Origin of the sequence: Streptomyces sp. NPDC093598, from assembly GCF_044764825.1 — a bacterium.
Lineage (GTDB): Bacteria > Actinomycetota > Actinomycetes > Streptomycetales > Streptomycetaceae > Streptomyces.
The window spans coordinates 715,074-729,483 of sequence record NZ_JBIWIV010000002.1; the positions used below are offsets into that span (position 1 = coordinate 715,074).

Annotated in this window: 14 protein-coding genes; 7 read left to right on the forward strand and 7 right to left on the reverse strand. The window is 72.0% G+C overall.

What is annotated here, in order from left to right; all coding sequences use genetic code 11:
• Positions 1 to 40: 40 nt before the first annotated feature.
• The 3 genes from ACIRDU_RS09220 to ACIRDU_RS09230 form a co-directional block, all read right to left on the reverse strand.
• Positions 41 to 2,443 carry a Tex family protein gene (locus tag ACIRDU_RS09220; protein ID WP_403576351.1) on the reverse strand — a complete coding sequence of 801 codons (2,403 nt, stop codon included), beginning with the start codon at positions 2,441 to 2,443 and terminating at the stop codon, positions 41 to 43.
• A 98-nt stretch (positions 2,444 to 2,541) separates the two neighbouring features.
• Positions 2,542 to 2,673, reverse strand: coding sequence for an LPFR motif small protein (locus tag ACIRDU_RS09225; protein WP_252100478.1), 132 nt, complete (start codon positions 2,671 to 2,673; stop codon positions 2,542 to 2,544).
• 63 nt (positions 2,674 to 2,736) lie between these two features.
• The gene (locus ACIRDU_RS09230; protein ID WP_403576353.1) at positions 2,737 to 3,615 is read right to left on the reverse strand and encodes a hypothetical protein; all 879 of its coding nucleotides are present in this window, start codon (positions 3,613 to 3,615) and stop codon (positions 2,737 to 2,739) included.
• A 115-nt stretch (positions 3,616 to 3,730) separates the two neighbouring features.
• Here ACIRDU_RS09230 and ACIRDU_RS09235 point away from each other — a divergent pair, with 115 nt between their 5' ends.
• Together ACIRDU_RS09235 and ACIRDU_RS09240 are read left to right on the forward strand one after the other, a co-directional pair.
• Complete coding sequence (locus ACIRDU_RS09235) at positions 3,731 to 4,690, forward strand: GlxA family transcriptional regulator (RefSeq protein WP_403576355.1); 960 nt, start codon at positions 3,731 to 3,733, stop codon at positions 4,688 to 4,690.
• A gap of 33 nt (positions 4,691 to 4,723) precedes the next feature.
• Positions 4,724 to 5,359 (forward strand): DJ-1/PfpI family protein, encoded by a 636-nt coding sequence (locus ACIRDU_RS09240; protein ID WP_403576357.1) that lies wholly within the window; start codon positions 4,724 to 4,726, stop codon positions 5,357 to 5,359.
• Here the strand turns inward: ACIRDU_RS09240 and ACIRDU_RS09245 are convergent.
• Positions 5,346 to 6,101, reverse strand: a complete 756-nt coding sequence (locus tag ACIRDU_RS09245) for an enoyl-CoA hydratase/isomerase family protein (RefSeq protein WP_403576359.1) — start codon at positions 6,099 to 6,101, stop codon at positions 5,346 to 5,348. The genes ACIRDU_RS09240 and ACIRDU_RS09245 overlap by 14 nt on opposite strands.
• Positions 6,102 to 6,319: 218 nt before the next feature.
• Between ACIRDU_RS09245 and ACIRDU_RS09250 the strand changes: the two genes are divergently transcribed.
• Positions 6,320 to 6,826: an ATP-binding protein gene (locus ACIRDU_RS09250; protein WP_403577338.1), complete on the forward strand. Its 507-nt coding sequence runs from the start codon at positions 6,320 to 6,322 to the stop codon at positions 6,824 to 6,826.
• A gap of 21 nt (positions 6,827 to 6,847) precedes the next feature.
• Here the strand turns inward: ACIRDU_RS09250 and idi are convergent, their stop codons facing one another.
• The 3 genes from idi to galE all read right to left on the reverse strand — a co-directional run bounded on the left by idi (position 6,848) and on the right by galE (position 9,761).
• Positions 6,848 to 7,441 carry an isopentenyl-diphosphate Delta-isomerase gene (gene idi / locus ACIRDU_RS09255; RefSeq protein ID WP_403576361.1) on the reverse strand — a complete coding sequence of 198 codons (594 nt, stop codon included), beginning with the start codon at positions 7,439 to 7,441 and terminating at the stop codon, positions 6,848 to 6,850.
• A 263-nt stretch (positions 7,442 to 7,704) separates the two neighbouring features.
• The gene (locus tag ACIRDU_RS09260) at positions 7,705 to 8,643 is read right to left on the reverse strand and encodes a cation diffusion facilitator family transporter (protein WP_403576363.1); all 939 of its coding nucleotides are present in this window, start codon (positions 8,641 to 8,643) and stop codon (positions 7,705 to 7,707) included.
• 146 nt (positions 8,644 to 8,789) lie between these two features.
• A complete protein-coding gene (gene galE / locus ACIRDU_RS09265; protein WP_403576365.1) occupies positions 8,790 to 9,761 on the reverse strand; it encodes a UDP-glucose 4-epimerase GalE in 972 nt (323 codons plus the stop codon).
• Between the two features lie 276 nt (positions 9,762 to 10,037).
• On the opposite strand from galE, the gene ACIRDU_RS09270 reads away from it, so the two are divergent.
• Genes ACIRDU_RS09270 through ACIRDU_RS09285 form a run of 4 tightly spaced genes read left to right on the forward strand, consistent with a single transcriptional unit; the run spans position 10,038 to position 14,407 of the window.
• Positions 10,038 to 11,852: a DUF5941 domain-containing protein gene (locus ACIRDU_RS09270; protein WP_403576367.1), complete on the forward strand. Its 1,815-nt coding sequence runs from the start codon at positions 10,038 to 10,040 to the stop codon at positions 11,850 to 11,852.
• Positions 11,849 to 12,601 carry a sugar phosphate nucleotidyltransferase gene (locus ACIRDU_RS09275; protein WP_403576369.1) on the forward strand — a complete coding sequence of 251 codons (753 nt, stop codon included), beginning with the start codon at positions 11,849 to 11,851 and terminating at the stop codon, positions 12,599 to 12,601. Before ACIRDU_RS09270 ends, ACIRDU_RS09275 begins: the two co-directional genes overlap by 4 nt.
• Entirely contained in the window at positions 12,589 to 13,650 is a 1,062-nt protein-coding gene (locus tag ACIRDU_RS09280) for an iron-containing alcohol dehydrogenase family protein (RefSeq protein ID WP_403576371.1), read from the forward strand. Before ACIRDU_RS09275 ends, ACIRDU_RS09280 begins: the two co-directional genes overlap by 13 nt.
• On the forward strand, positions 13,628 to 14,407 hold the full coding sequence (locus tag ACIRDU_RS09285; protein ID WP_403576373.1) for a CDP-alcohol phosphatidyltransferase family protein: 780 nt from the start codon (positions 13,628 to 13,630) through the stop codon (positions 14,405 to 14,407). The genes ACIRDU_RS09280 and ACIRDU_RS09285 overlap by 23 nt, the downstream gene beginning before the upstream one ends.
• Positions 14,408 to 14,410: the final 3 nt, after the last annotated feature.

Consider the following 14,410-nt stretch of genomic DNA (forward strand, 5'->3'; position numbering starts at 1 on the left):
CCAGCCACAACGGACCCGCAGCTCCCCACGACACGGGCCGTCAGCGACGACCGCCCTTGGGATCCACCAGCCCCGCCCGACGCAGCGCGTCGGCCATCGCACCGTTGGCCGGCGGCGGAGCCTGACGCTGCTGACCGCCGCGACCGCCGCCCTGGCCCCGGCCACCGCCCTGCCGCTGCTGCGGCGGACGCCCGCCACGCTGCCGGCGCTCACCCGAGCCGCCGCCCTGCTGCCCCTGCTGGGCGGCCTCGTCGTCCAGGCGCAGCGTCAGCGAGATCCGCTTGCGCGGGATGTCGACGTCGAGGACCTTCACCTTCACGATGTCGCCGGGCTTCACCACGTCCCGCGGGTCCTTCACGAACGTCTTCGACATCGCGGAGACGTGCACCAGGCCGTCCTGGTGGACGCCGATGTCCACGAACGCCCCGAACGCGGCGACGTTCGTCACGACGCCCTCCAAGATCATCCCGGACGACAGGTCGGAGATCTTCTCCACGCCGTCCTTGAAGGCGGCCGTCTTGAAGGCCGGGCGCGGGTCGCGGCCGGGCTTCTCCAGCTCCTTCAGGATGTCGGTGACCGTCGGCAGACCGAACGTCTCGTCCACGAAGTCCTGCGGCTTCAGCGAGCGCAGCACACCGGTGTTGCCGATGAGCGAGGCGACCTCCTGCCCGGCGGTCTTCACCATGCGCCGGACCACCGGATACGCCTCCGGGTGCACGCTCGACGCGTCCAGCGGGTCGTCACCGCCGCGGATCCGCAGGAAGCCCGCGCACTGCTCGTACGCCTTCGGGCCGAGCCGTGCCACCTTCTTCAGTTCACCGCGGGCCTTGAACGGCCCGTTCTGGTCGCGGTGCGCCACGATGTTCTCGGCGAGCCCGGAGGTGATGCCGGAGACCCGGGCGAGCAGCGGTGCCGACGCCGTGTTGACGTCCACACCCACGCCGTTCACACAGTCCTCCACCACCGCGTCCAGCGAACGCGACAGCTTCACCTCGGACAGGTCGTGCTGGTACTGGCCGACGCCGATCGACTTCGGGTCGATCTTCACGAGTTCGGCCAGCGGGTCCTGGAGCCGGCGGGCGATCGACACGGCGCCGCGCAGCGACACGTCCATGTCGGGCAGTTCCTGCGAGGCGAAGGCGGACGCCGAGTACACGGACGCGCCGGCCTCGGACACCATCACCTTGGTGAGCTTCAGCTCCGGATGCTTGGTGATCAGCTCCCCGGCGAGCTTGTCGGTCTCGCGCGACGCCGTGCCGTTGCCGATGGCGACCAGCTCGACCGCGTGCTCCTTCGCGAGCCGGGCCAGCTTGGCGATGGCCTCGTCCCACCGGTTGGCCGGGACGTGGGGGTGGATGACGTCCGTGGCGACGACCTTGCCGGTCGCGTCGACCACGGCGACCTTCACACCGGTACGGAAACCAGGGTCGAGGCCGAGCGTCGCGCGGGTGCCCGCCGGGGCGGCGAGCAGCAGGTCGCGCAGGTTGGCCGCGAAGACCCGTACCGCCTCGTCCTCGGCGGCCGTGCGCAGCCGCAGCCTCAGGTCGATGCCGAGATGGACGAGGATGCGGGTGCGCCACGCCCAGCGGACCGTGTCCTTCAGCCACTTGTCGCCGGGGCGGCCCCGGTCGGCGATCCCGAACTTGTGCGCGACGATCCCCTCGTACGAGGAGGGGCCGTCCGTCTGCTCCTCGGGCTCCAGGACGAGGTCGAGAACCTCCTCCTTCTCGCCGCGCAGCATCGCGAGGACGCGGTGCGAGGGCAGCTCCGTGAACGGCTCGGCGAAGTCGAAGTAGTCGGCGAACTTCGCGCCCGCCTCCTCCTTGCCCTCCCGCACCTTGGCGGCGAGCCGCCCGCGCACCCACATGCGCTCGCGCAGCTCGCCGATCAGGTCGGCGTCCTCCGAGAACCGCTCGGTGAGGATGGCCCGGGCGCCGTCCAGAGCGGCCTGCGGATCGGCCACGCCCTTGTCGGCGTCGACGAACGCGGCGGCCGCGGCGAGGGGCTCGACGGACGGATCGCCGAGCAGCCCCTCCGCAAGCGGCTCGAGTCCGGCCTCGCGGGCGATCTGCGCCTTGGTGCGCCGCTTGGGCTTGTACGGGAGGTAGATGTCCTCCAGGCGCGCCTTCGTCTCGGCGCCCCGGATGCTCGCCTCCAGCTCCTCGGTGAGCTTGCCCTGCTCGCGCACCGACTCCAGGATCGCCGTCCGCCGCTCCTCGAGCTCCCGCAGATAGCGCAGCCGCTCCTCGACGGTGCGCAGTTGCGCGTCGTCGAGCATCTCGGTCGCTTCCTTGCGGTAGCGGGCGATGAAGGGCACCGTAGAACCGCCGTCGAGCAGTTCCACGGCGGCCCTGACCTGCCGCTCCCGTACGCCGAGCTCCTCGGCGATCCTGCCTTCGATGGACACTGCGCTGATGGACCCGTTGGACCCGGGTGTCGTCACGATCCCGTACCGCCTTCTCCACTGAGGTTGCGCGGCAATTGTGGCAGGTGACACGGACACTCGGGATCAGGACGGCTCCCGGCAGGTCGGGATTCCGGTCAGGCCCTGCGGCTGCGGGTGGAGGACGAGGCCCCGCCGAAGAGCCGGGCAAGTGCCCGGAAGGGCAGCGTCACGACGGTGGCGATGGCCCCGCCGATCTGGCGCAGCACGTCTGCGATAGCACGGAACACGGAAATCCCCTTTCTCACTCCCGGCCGCGCCGGCCGGTGGAGAGCGGGTACCTCACAGACGCGTCACCATGCGTCACCCTTGCCGATCAGATCCGCCGGGAACGCCCCGCCTACGAGCGCGGCGTGCGCGAACACCCCGCCCAGCTCGGTCAGCCGGGCCACCCCGTCCGGGCCCAGGTGCTCGTACGGGGCACGGTCCAGGCGGTCCGTCTCGTCCTCGATCTCCCGGCGCAGGGCGACGCCCCGCTCCGTGAGGTCGCCGGACGCGTCCAGCAGCCCGCGCTCCCGCAGCCGGTCCGTCGCCGCGTCCCAGTCCTCCCGGCTCCAGCCCCGGGTGGCGCACACCCACTTCGGGGTCATGCCCTTGCCCGTCGCCGTGTGGGTCACCATCGCCTCCAGGCCGTCGAGACCCGCGGACATCAGGGCGGCCAGGTGCCCGTCGCCCCGGTGCTCGCGCAGCAGGGTCGCCGCGTGCCAGTAGGCGAGGTGCGGCTCCTCGGGGACGGGCAGATCGGCGTGGGCGGCGTACAGCGGCCGTGCCTCGCGCGAGCAGGCCTCGGCGGCACGCAGGGCGAGCCGCGCGGCCTCGGCCATCTCCGCCGATGCCAGGGCCTCTTCGCCGAGCAGACGGCGCAGGGTCGCGTCGACCGCACGCGCGCGTGCCGCGAGGACCTGTCCGGGTGTTGCGGTCTCCCACACCGCCGGCACGTGCCGCGCCACGAGCTCGTACTTGTAGTTGTAGAAGGCCGCCGCCACCGGGCCGGCGCCGACCGGACCGAAGGCGGCGGCCCGCACGGCGAAGTTCACGGCACGCGGGTCGGTGACCCCGAGGGCGCCCAGCTCCCGCCCGAGGTCGGGGGAGAAGTAGTGCGTCGCGTGCAGGGAGTTGAGCATGTTGTGGCAGCGTCGGCCGGCGCGCGGCTCCAGGGCGGCAGTCGTCATGCCCGGCAGGTTACCAACCGCTTGGTATGCCCTCCACGGTCCTGCACCCCCATGGCAGGAAAGGTGGGGCACTCGTCATTGCGGCCATGCTCCGGTGCCGCGAACAATCGACGGCATGGCCCAGCGCACGGTTCTCGTCGTCCTCTTCGACGGCCTCCAGAGTCTCGACGTCACCGGGCCCGTGGAGGTCTTCGCGGGCGCGGAGCTGCTCTCCCCGGACGCGTACCGGATCCGCACGGCGTCCCTGGACGGCACGCCCGTGCGGACCACCAGCGGCCTGACCCTCGTCCCCGACGAGTCCCTGGCCACCGCGCCCGACCCGGACATCCTCCTGGTCCCCGGCGGAACGGGCAGCCTGCGGCCCGACCCGCGTCTGGTGGCCTGGGTGCGCGAGCGAGGTCCGCTCGCCGCACGCCTGGTCTCCGTGTGCACCGGCGCCGCCGTGCTCGCCGAGGCCGGTCTCCTCGACGGCCGCCGCGCCACGACCCACTGGGCGTACTGTGACCGGCTGGCCCGCGAACACCCGGCCGTCGAGATCGACCCCGACCCCGTCTACGTACGCGACGGGAACATCGCCACCTCGGCCGGTGTCACCGCCGGCATCGACCTCGCCCTCGCCCTGGTCGAGGAGGACCTGGGCCGGGACGCCGCCCTGACGATCGCCCGTCACCTGGTGGTGTTCCTGCGCCGGCCCGGGAACCAGGCCCAGTTCAGCGCCCAGCTCGCGGCCCAGACCGCACACCGCGAGCCGCTGCGGGACGTCCAGCGGTGGATCACCGACCACCCGGACGCGGACCTCTGCGTCGACACCCTCGCCGCCCGCGCCCGTCTCTCGCCCCGCCACTTCGCCCGCGCCTTCCGCGCCGAGACCGGCATGACACCGGGCCGCTACGTGGACCGCGTCCGCCTCGAACACGCCCGGCGCCTCCTGGAGGACACCGCCGACGGCATCGAGGAGATCGCCCGCACCAGCGGCTACGGCACACCCGAGGGCATGCGCCGGGCCTTCGTCAGGACCCTGGGAACGCCCCCGGCCGAGTACCGCCGCCGCTTCCGCCCCGCGACCACACCCTGAAACCCCACCGACATCCCCGACCGAAGGGACCCCATGCAGATCGCCATCGTCCTCTACGACCGCTTCACCGCCCTCGACGCCATCGGCCCCTACGAGACCATCGGCCGGCTCCCGGACGCGGAGACCGTCTTCGTCGCCGAGGAGGCCGGCCCCGTGCGGAACGACTCGGGGAACCTCGCGCTCATCGCCGACCGGACCCTGGCCGACGTACCGCACCCCGACATCATCGTGGTCCCCGGCGGCCCGGGCCCGCTCCCGCTGGCGCCGGACGGGCCCCTGCTCACCTGGCTGCGCACCGCCGACGAGACCAGCACCTGGACGACGTCCGTGTGCACCGGCTCCCTGCTGCTCGCCGCCGCCGGACTCCTCGAAGGCCGCCGGGCGACGTCCCACTGGCTGGCCCTTGAGGAGCTGAAGCGCCATGGCGCCGAGCCGACGGGGGAGCGGGTCGTCACCGACGGCAAGTACGTCACCGCGGCCGGCGTCTCCTCCGGCATCGACATGGGACTGACCCTGCTCGGCCGGATCGCGGGCGACGACCACGCGCAGCTCGTCCAGCTCGCCACCGAGTACGACCCGCAGCCGCCCTACGACGCCGGATCGCCCGAGAAGGCGCCCGCGCACCTCGTCGAACTGCTCCGGTCCCACGCCGACGTCACCCTGACGTAGGCACACTCCAGCCGAACCGCGGCTGCCGGCGCTCCAGGAACGCGGCGACACCCTCCGCGGTGTCGCCGCTCCCGCGCGCCTGCCCGGCCCAGTGCGCGTCCCGGTCCGTACGGCCGTCCGCGAACTCCTTGGCCGCCGCCTGCGTCAGCTGCGAACGGGACGCCATGACCCGGGTGAACTCGGCGACCCGCTTGCCGAGTTCACCCTCGGGCAGCACCTCGTCCACCAGCCCGGTGCGCAGCGCCCGCGGCGCGTCGATCAGCTCACCGGAGAACAGCAGGTACTTGGCGGTGGCCGGCCCGACCAGCGACACCAGCCGCCGGGTCGAGGACGCCGGGTACACGATGCCGAGCTTCGCGGGCGTCACACCGAACAGCGCCCCCTCCTCGGCGAACCGCAGATCACAGGCCGCCGCCAGCTGCGCCCCGCCGCCCACGCAATGCCCCCGGATCGCGGCCAGCGTCGGCTTCGGGAACGCGGCCAGCGCCTCCTCGGCCCGCACGGCCAGCCCCTGCGCCTCCTCGGGCGAGCCCCGCAGCGTCGAGATGTCGGCCCCGGCGCAGAACGTCCCGCCCTCACCGGTCAGCACCAGCGCCCGTACGGCGGGATCCCCCGCGAGCTCCTCCAGCAGCGCGGGAAGGGAGCGCCACATCGCGGCCGTCATGGCGTTGCGCTTCTCGGGATGACGTATGACGACCGTCGCGACCGAGTCGGTCGCGTGGTACTCCAGCTGCGGCTCCATGCGCCGGATGCTATCCGCATGCCAAACCCGTACAACCCGAATAGTTCGCCGAGACGGCACAACAGGGACAGGACCAGTCCCACAACTGACCGTGTCATACGCCAACGGTCAGAAGCGCTCGATAGTTGCTGACTTCTGTTCAGTCCCGGGGTGGGAGGCGCATCGTTACCAACACTCGAGGTGTGGCGACAATCGAGCGCGAGGGTGGCGACCGGACGATGGACGACGACGGGCGTGGGTTCGGCCCGCGCCCAGAGGGCGGCGCGGCGCCCCTCGGCCCCGGGCCCGCGGATCCCCTGACGTACGAAGGGGTCTGGAGGTTCACCGCGCCGGCGGTCGACGCCTCGGTCCCCCAGGCACGGCACGCCGTACGGGACCTGCTGCTGCGTCAGGGGGTACCGGTCTCGGACGACCTGGCCCAGGGGCTGCTGCTGATCGTCTCGGAGCTGGTGACGAACGCCGTGAAGCACGCGGCGGTGCTGTCGCCGACCGTCGCCGTCGAGCTGGCCGTCGGTGCCGAGTGGCTCCGGGTGTCCGTGGAGGACAACCACCCGTACCGGCCCACCGCCCTGGAGACCGACCACGGCCGGACCGGGGGGCGCGGTCTGCTCCTGGTGCGCGAGATCACCCGGGAGGCGGGCGGGGTGTGCGAGGTGGACTACACGGCGAGCGGCGGCAAGGTGATCTGGGCCGCCCTGCCGCTCAAACCCGCGCGCTTCTCCTGAACCCTGTCGTCAGGGCCGGGCTCACCAGCCGGCCGAGGGGCCCGTCAGCTCCCTGATGGCCGGCCGGGCCGCGTCCAGGACGGTCATGAACCAGGACGAGAAGGTGTCCTTGGCGTGCCGCTCCGCCAGCTCCGGCGGGGTCACGAAGGCCGTCGACGCCACCTCCTCCGGGTCCGGCCGCACCACCGCCTGCACCATGCCGACGAAGAGGTGGTTGTACTCCTGCTCCACCAGACCGGACTCCGGGTCCGGGTGGTTGTAGCGGACCGTGCCCGCCTCGGCCAGCAGGGACGGGGAGGCGCCGAGCTCCTCGAACGTGCGCCGCGCCGCCGCCGCGAAGGGAGCCTCCCCGGGGTAGGGGTGGCCGCAACAGGTGTTGGACCACACACCGGGCGAGTGGTACTTGCCCAGCGCGCGCTGCTGGAGCAGCAGCCGCCCGTACTCGTCGAAGAGGAACACGGAGAACGCGCGGTGCAGCTGCCCGGGCGGCTGGTGGGCGGCGAGCTTCTCCGCGGTGCCGATCGTCACGCCGTCCTCGTCGACCAGTTCCAGCAAAATCGCGTCTGCGGTGCCGTTCGACGGGTTGTGCGTCGCGGTGGCAGGTGTGATCGGCATACCCATCCTTCACATCGGTCTTCGCGCCCCAAGTCTGCCGTACGAATCCGGCACTCCCGGCACTTCGCGGCACGCCCGCATGTCCCGCGCCAGCGGCGCGGACCGCGGCCGGCACCGGTCGGACGTCGGGAAAGGGACCCGGTAGATGATCGTGCCCGGCCAGGGCGGCGGAAAATCGTCCCTGCCACAGCTGTGGGGCTCAGGACGCGGGCGCGCGGCGGAGGGTTGCGTTCCCCGGCGCACTCACAGTGGAGTGCGCCCCGTCAGTGACAGAGCCGCGCCTCGTGCTCCGCGTGACCGCTCGGCTCCAGCTGGAAGGTGCAGTGCTCCACGTCGAAATGGTCGCCGAGGCAGTCCTGGAGCTGGTGGAGCATCTTCTCGTGCCCTATCGCGTTCAGGGCCTCCGAGCTGACGACCACGTGCGCCGACAGCACCGGCATACCGGAGGTGATCGTCCAGGCGTGCAGGTCGTGGACGTCCTCCACACCGTCCGTGGCGAGGATGTGCGACCGCACCTCCGCCATGTCGACGCCCTTGGGAGCGACCTCCAGCAGCACGGAGAGCGTCTCGCTCAGCAGCTTCCACGTCCGGGGCGCGATCATCAGCGCGATGACGAGCGAGGCGATCGGGTCGGCGGCCTGCCAGCCCGTGAGCATGATCACCACGGACGACACGATCACCGTGACCGAACCCAGGGCGTCCGCCGCCACCTCCAGGAACGCTCCGCGCACGTTCAGGCTCTCCTTCTGCCCCCGCATCAGCAGCGACAGCGACACCAGATTCGCGGCCAGGCCGATCACACCGAACAGCAGCGCCAGCCGGCCCTCGGTGTCCGCCGGCGTCATGAAGCGCTGGACCGACTCGTACACGACGTACCCGCCGGCCCCGAGCAGCAGCAGGCAGTTGGCCAGGGCGGCGAGGATCTCGGCCCGGGCGTAGCCGAAGGTGGCCCGCTCGCTGGGCGGGCGGTTCGCGAAGTGGATCGCGAGCAGCGCCATGCCGAGGCCCAGGGCGTCCGTCGCCATGTGCGCCGAGTCCGCGACGAGCGCGAGCGAGTCGGCGAGGGCGCCACCGACGATCTGCACGACCACGATGCCGAGCGTGATCGCCAGCGCGATCCGCAGCCTGCCGCGGTACGCCGAGGTCGCCGTACCGCCGGCCGCCGCGCCGTGCGCGTGCCCGTGATCGTGCCCAGCCCCCATGAGAAGTCAGCCTCCTGTGTCCGCGTGATCGTGCTCGGGCACCCCAGTGAACTACGGGGAGGGGGTATGCGCAACGCGGCACTGAACACCGTTGTCATCTGCCCTGACCTGCGGAAACGATGTGCAGGTCAGGGCGCTCCGGTGGGTCAGGAGCCGTGGTGCAGCAGCCAGCCCCGCCAGGCCGACTCGGTCATCTCGCGCACCCCGCGCCGGGCGGTCCAGCCGAGCTCCGCGGCGGCCCGGGCGGCCGAGGCCACCGCCCGCGGGGCGTCTCCGGGGCGGCGGTCCTCGACGAGCGGAGGCCGGCGGTCGCCGGTGACCTCGCCGATGACCGTGATGAGTTCGCGGACCGAGACGCCCTCGCCGCGGCCGATGTTGACCGTCAGGTCACCGGTGATGCCGCCCTCGGCCAGCCGCCGGGCCGCCGCCAGGTGGGCCTCGGCCAGATCGGCGACGTGAATGTAGTCACGGACGCAGGTCCCGTCCGGTGTCGGGTAGTCGTCGCCGAAGATCCTGGGCGCCTCGTCGCGCGTCAGCCGGTCGAAGACCATCGGGACGATGTTGAAGACGCCCGTGTCCGCCAGCTCCGGTGCGGCCGCCCCCGCCACGTTGAAATAGCGCAGACATACGGTGGAGATCCCGTGCGCCGCTCCCGCCGCCCGCACCAGCCACTCCCCGGCGAGCTTGGTCTCGCCGTACGGATTCACCGGCGCGCACGGGGTGTCCTCCGTGATGAGGTCCACACCCGGGTCGCCGTAGACGGCAGCCGACGAGGAGAACACGAAGCGCTCGATCCCGGCCCCGGCCACCGCGTCCAGGAGGGTCACCAGGCCGCCGACGTTCTCCCGGTAGTAGCGCGTGGGCCGCGCGACGGACTCGGCGACCTGCTTGCGCGCCGCCAGATGCACCACACCCGTCACATCGTGCTCGGCGAAGACCCGCTTCAGCAGCTCCCCGTCCAGCGACGAGCCCCGCACGAGCGGGACCTCGGCCGGGAGCCGGGCGGGCACCCCGGCCGAGAGGTCGTCCAGGGCGAGGACGCGCTCCCCGGCCTCGGTCATGGCCCTGGCCACATGTGCTCCGATATAGCCGGCACCGCCGGTGATCAGCCAAGTCATGGTCGCCCACCCTATGCGGCCCCGGCCGGGCCCTGCGCAATGTCCCCGATGTCCGCTCTGGAGGGGCGCGGTTTGTGGGGCGGGCCCCGGATCCATGATGATGATCGCGGCAGGAGCTTGTGCGAACCACGTCGATCCACCCGCCGAACGGGCGGTGAACGTGGCCTTCCCGGCATCCGATAGCCTCTGCCGACATGCCGCCCGGGAGCCACCGGAGAGGGCGCCCCCACGTACATCACCGGCGCGGACGCGTCGGTACCCAGGGAGTGAATTCGGTTGTCGACCGCCATCCTCACCGGCCAGCCGGTCCCCGGATCGTCGATCGAGGCCGACCTGCGCTCCCTCGGGTTCGACCTCCGGATCGCCACCGACGCCGCCGAGGCCGAGACCCTCCTCGCCGAGGTGCCGGGCGACGAACGGGTCGCCCTGGTCGACGCCCGCTTCGTGGGGCACGTGCACGCGCTGCGCCTCGGCCTCACCGACCCCCGCTTCCCGCTCGCCGCGATCCCCGGCGCCGTCACCGCTCAGCCCGCCGGCCGTCAGGCACTGACCCGGGCGATGGCCCGCGAGAACTCCGCGGGCGGCGGCGCCACCCTGGTCGACAGCCTCGCCGACCGCATCCTCACCGCCCTCGACGCCGACGGCACCGACGTGCACCGCCCCGAACTGGGCAGCCTCGTCGCCGCCGTACCCGCCGACCCGCAGGCCCGCAACGAGGCACGGCAGGCGGTGGCGGACGTCGACGACGAGGCCGTACGCCTGAAGTCGGCCGTGAAGTCCCGTGACGGCTTCTTCACCACCTACTGCATCAGCCCCTACTCCCGCTACATCGCCCGCTGGTGCGCCCGCCGGGGTCTCACCCCGAACCAGGTCACCACCGCCTCGCTGCTCACCGCCCTCATAGCGGCGGCCTGCGCGGCCACCGGCACCCGCGGCGGCTTCGTCGCGGCCGGCGTCCTGCTGATCGCGTCCTTCGTCCTGGACTGCACCGACGGCCAGCTCGCCCGCTACTCGCTGCAGTACTCCACCCTCGGCGCCTGGCTGGACGCCACCTTCGACCGGGCCAAGGAGTACGCCTACTACGCCGGCCTCGCCCTCGGCGCCGCCCGCGGCGGCGACGACGTCTGGGCCCTGGCCCTGGGCGCCATGGTCCTGCAGACCTGCCGGCACGTCGTGGACTTCTCCTTCAACGAGGCCAACCACGACGCCACCGCCAACACCAGCCCCACCGCCGCCCTCTCCGACAAGCTCGACAGCGTCGGCTGGACGGTCTGGGTACGGCGGATGATCGTCCTGCCGATCGGCGAGCGCTGGGCGATGATCGCGGTGCTGACGGCGGCCACGACTCCCCGCATCACCTTCTACGCCCTGCTCATCGGATGCGCCTTCGCGGCGACGTACACCACGGCGGGCCGGGTGCTGCGGTCGCTGACGCGCAAGGCCCGGCGGACCGACCGGGCGGCCGGCGCCCTGGCCGACCTCGCCGACAGCGGCCCGCTCGCGCAAGGCTTCGTGGAGGCGTTCAAGAAGCCCGTCCGCAGGCTGCCGGGCTTCACCGCCCCCGTCGTCGCCCTGCTCGGCGGTCTCGCCGTCGTCCTCACCGCGGCGCTGACGGACTTCGGCGGCCCCTGGCCGATCGTCGCGGCCCTCGCCTACGCCCTCACCTCCGGCCTCGCCGTCGCCCGCCCCCTCAAGGGCGCCCTGGACTGGCTGGTCCCGCCGTTCCTGCGCGCCGCCGAATACGCCACCGTCCTGGTCCTGGCAGCGAAAGCGGACGTGAACGGAGCCCTTCCTGCGGCTTTCGGGCTGGTGGCCGCGGTCGCCTACCATCACTACGACACGGTCTACCGCATCCGCGGCGACGCCGGAGCGCCCCCGGCCTGGCTGGTGCGCTCCATCGGGGGGCACGAGGGACGGACCCTGCTCGTCACCGTCCTCGCAGCGCTGCTCACCGCCTCGCAGTTCACGGTCGCGCTCACGGTCCTCGCCGTGGCCGTGGCCCTGGTGGTGCTCGTCGAGAGCATCCGCTTCTGGGTCGCCGCCCACCAGGGCGGCGCACCCGCTGTACACGATGAAGGAGAAACCGCATGATCGGCCTCGTGCTCGCGGCCGGCGCCGGACGGCGTCTGCGCCCCTACACCGACAGCCTTCCCAAGGCGCTGGTGCCGGTGGGCCCCGAGGGCATAGAAGGCGAACCCACGGTTCTCGACCTGACCCTCGGCAACTTCGCCGAGATCGGTCTCACCGAGGTCGCGATCATCGTCGGCTACCGCAAGGAGGCCGTGTACGCGCGCAAGGAAGCCCTTGAGCAGAAGTACGGCCTCAAGCTCACCCTCATCCACAACGACAAGGCCGAGGAGTGGAACAACGCCTACTCCCTCTGGTGCGGGCGTGACGCCCTCAAGGACGGGGTGATCCTCGCCAACGGCGACACCGTCCACCCGGTCTCCGTCGAGAAGACGCTGCTCGCCGCCCGCGGCGACGGCAAGAAGATCATCCTCGCCCTCGACACGGTCAAGCAGCTCGCGGACGAGGAGATGAAGGTCGTCGTCGACCCCGCCAAGGGCATGACGAAGATCACCAAGCTGATGGACCCCGCCGAGGCCACCGGCGAGTACATCGGCGTCACGCTGATCGAGGGCGACGCCGCCCCCGAGCTGGCCGACGCGCTCAAGGCCGTGTGGGAGACCGACCCGCAGCAGTTCTACGAGCACGGCTACCAGGAGCTCGTGAACCGCGGCTTCCGTATCGACGTGGCGCCGATCGGCGACGTCAAGTGGGTGGAGATCGACAACCACGACGATCTCGCCCGCGGACGGGAGATCGCATGCCAGTACTGACCCGGCTCATCCCCTCCCCGCTCGTCGTCGACATCCGCCCGGGTGCCCTCGACGACCTGGCATGCGTCCTCGCCGACGAGCGCATCTCGCACTCCGGCCGCCTCGCCGTCGCCGTCAGCGGCGGCTCCGGCGCCAGGCTGCGCGAGCGGATCTCGCCGAGCATGCCCGGCGCCACCTGGTACGAGGTCGGCGGCGGCACCCTCGACGACGCGGTCCGGCTGGCGAGCGACATAAAGGCCGGCCACTTCGACGCGGTCGTCGGCCTCGGCGGCGGCAAGATCATCGACTGCGCCAAGTTCGCCGCGGCGCGCGTCGGGCTGCCCCTGGTCGCCGTGCCGACGAACCTCGCGCACGACGGACTGTGCTCGCCCGTCGCCACCCTCGACAACGACGCGGGCCGCGGCTCCTACGGTGTGCCGAACCCGATCGCGGTCGTCATCGACCTGGACGTCATCCGTGAGGCCCCGGTCCGTTTCGTCCGCGCCGGCATCGGCGACGCCGTCTCCAACATCTCCGCGATCGCGGACTGGGAGCTGGCGGGCCGTGTCAAGGGCGAGCGGATCGACGGCCTCGCCGCCGCGATGGCCCGCCAGGCCGGCGAGGCCGTGCTGCGGCACCCCGGCGGCATCGGGGACAACGACTTCCTCCAGGTGCTCGCCGAGGCGCTGGTCCTCAGCGGCATCGCCATGTCGGTCTCGGGTGACTCGCGGCCGTCCTCCGGGGCGTGCCACGAGATCAACCACGCCTTCGACCTGCTCTACCCGAAGCGCGCCGCCGCCCACGGCGAGCAGTGCGGTCTCGGCGCGGCCTTCGCGATGTGGCTGCGCGGGGCGCACGAGGAATCGGCGTACATGGCCGAGGTGCTGCGCCGGCACGGGCTGCCCGTGCTGCCGGACGAGATCGGCTTCACGACGGACGAGTTCGTCAAGGCAGTCGAGTTCGCCCCGGAGACCAGGCCAGGCCGCTACACCATCCTCGAACACCTCGACCTGAACACCGAACAGATCAAGGACACCTACGCCGACTATGTCAAGGCCATCGGTAGCTGAACTCCGCCCCGTCGTTCACCCCGCGGGGGTGAAGGACCGGCGCAGCGGTGAGCACTGGATGGGACGCCTCTACATGCGTGAGGTGTCCCTGCGGGTCGACCGTTACCTGGTCAACACCAGGGTCACGCCCAACCAGCTCACCTACCTGATGACCGTCTTCGGTGTGCTCGCGGCCCCGGCACTGCTCGTGCCGGGGATCGCGGGCGCCGTGCTCGGCGTGGTGTGCGTCCAGATGTACCTGCTGCTGGACTGCGTCGACGGCGAGATCGCGCGCTGGAAGAAGCAGTACTCCCTCAACGGTGTCTACCTGGACCGGGTCGGCGCCTACCTCACCGACGCCGCGGTGCTCGTCGGCTTCGGCCTGCGCGCCGCCGACCCGTGGGGCAGCGGCCGTATCGACTGGCTGTGGGCGTTCCTCGGCACCCTGGCCGCCCTCGGCGCCATCCTGATCAAGGCGGAGACCGACCTCGTCGGCGTCGCCCGGCACCAGGCCGGAAAGCCGCCGGTCAAGGAAGCCGCCGCCGAGATGCGCTCCTCCGGCATGGCGCTGGCCCGCAAGGCCGCCGCCGCCCTCAAGTTCCACCGCCTCATCCTCGGCATCGAGGCGTCCCTGCTGATCCTGGTCCTGGCGATCGTCGACCAGGCCCGCGGGGACCTGTTCTTCTCCCGGCTCGGCGTGGCGGTGCTGGCCGGCATCGCGCTGGTGCAGACCCTGCTGCACCTCGTGTCCATCCTCGCCTCGAGCAGGCTGAAGTGAGCG

Coding starts and splice junctions, on each gene's coding strand:
- ACIRDU_RS09230 (WP_403576353.1), bottom strand. CDS start 3,615: ATGACGACTGCCGCCCTGGAGCCGCGCGCCGGCCGACGCTGCCACAAC.
- ACIRDU_RS09235 (WP_403576355.1), top strand. CDS start 3,731: ATGGCCCAGCGCACGGTTCTCGTCGTCCTCTTCGACGGCCTCCAGAGT.
- ACIRDU_RS09240 (WP_403576357.1), top strand. CDS start 4,724: ATGCAGATCGCCATCGTCCTCTACGACCGCTTCACCGCCCTCGACGCC.
- ACIRDU_RS09245 (WP_403576359.1), bottom strand. CDS start 6,101: ATGGAGCCGCAGCTGGAGTACCACGCGACCGACTCGGTCGCGACGGTC.
- ACIRDU_RS09250 (WP_403577338.1), top strand. CDS start 6,320: ATGGACGACGACGGGCGTGGGTTCGGCCCGCGCCCAGAGGGCGGCGCG.
- idi (WP_403576361.1), bottom strand. CDS start 7,441: ATGCCGATCACACCTGCCACCGCGACGCACAACCCGTCGAACGGCACC.
- ACIRDU_RS09260 (WP_403576363.1), bottom strand. CDS start 8,643: ATGGGGGCTGGGCACGATCACGGGCACGCGCACGGCGCGGCGGCCGGC.
- galE (WP_403576365.1), bottom strand. CDS start 9,761: ATGACTTGGCTGATCACCGGCGGTGCCGGCTATATCGGAGCACATGTG.
- ACIRDU_RS09275 (WP_403576369.1), top strand. CDS start 11,849: ATGATCGGCCTCGTGCTCGCGGCCGGCGCCGGACGGCGTCTGCGCCCC.
- ACIRDU_RS09280 (WP_403576371.1), top strand. CDS start 12,589: ATGCCAGTACTGACCCGGCTCATCCCCTCCCCGCTCGTCGTCGACATC.
- ACIRDU_RS09285 (WP_403576373.1), top strand. CDS start 13,628: ATGTCAAGGCCATCGGTAGCTGAACTCCGCCCCGTCGTTCACCCCGCG.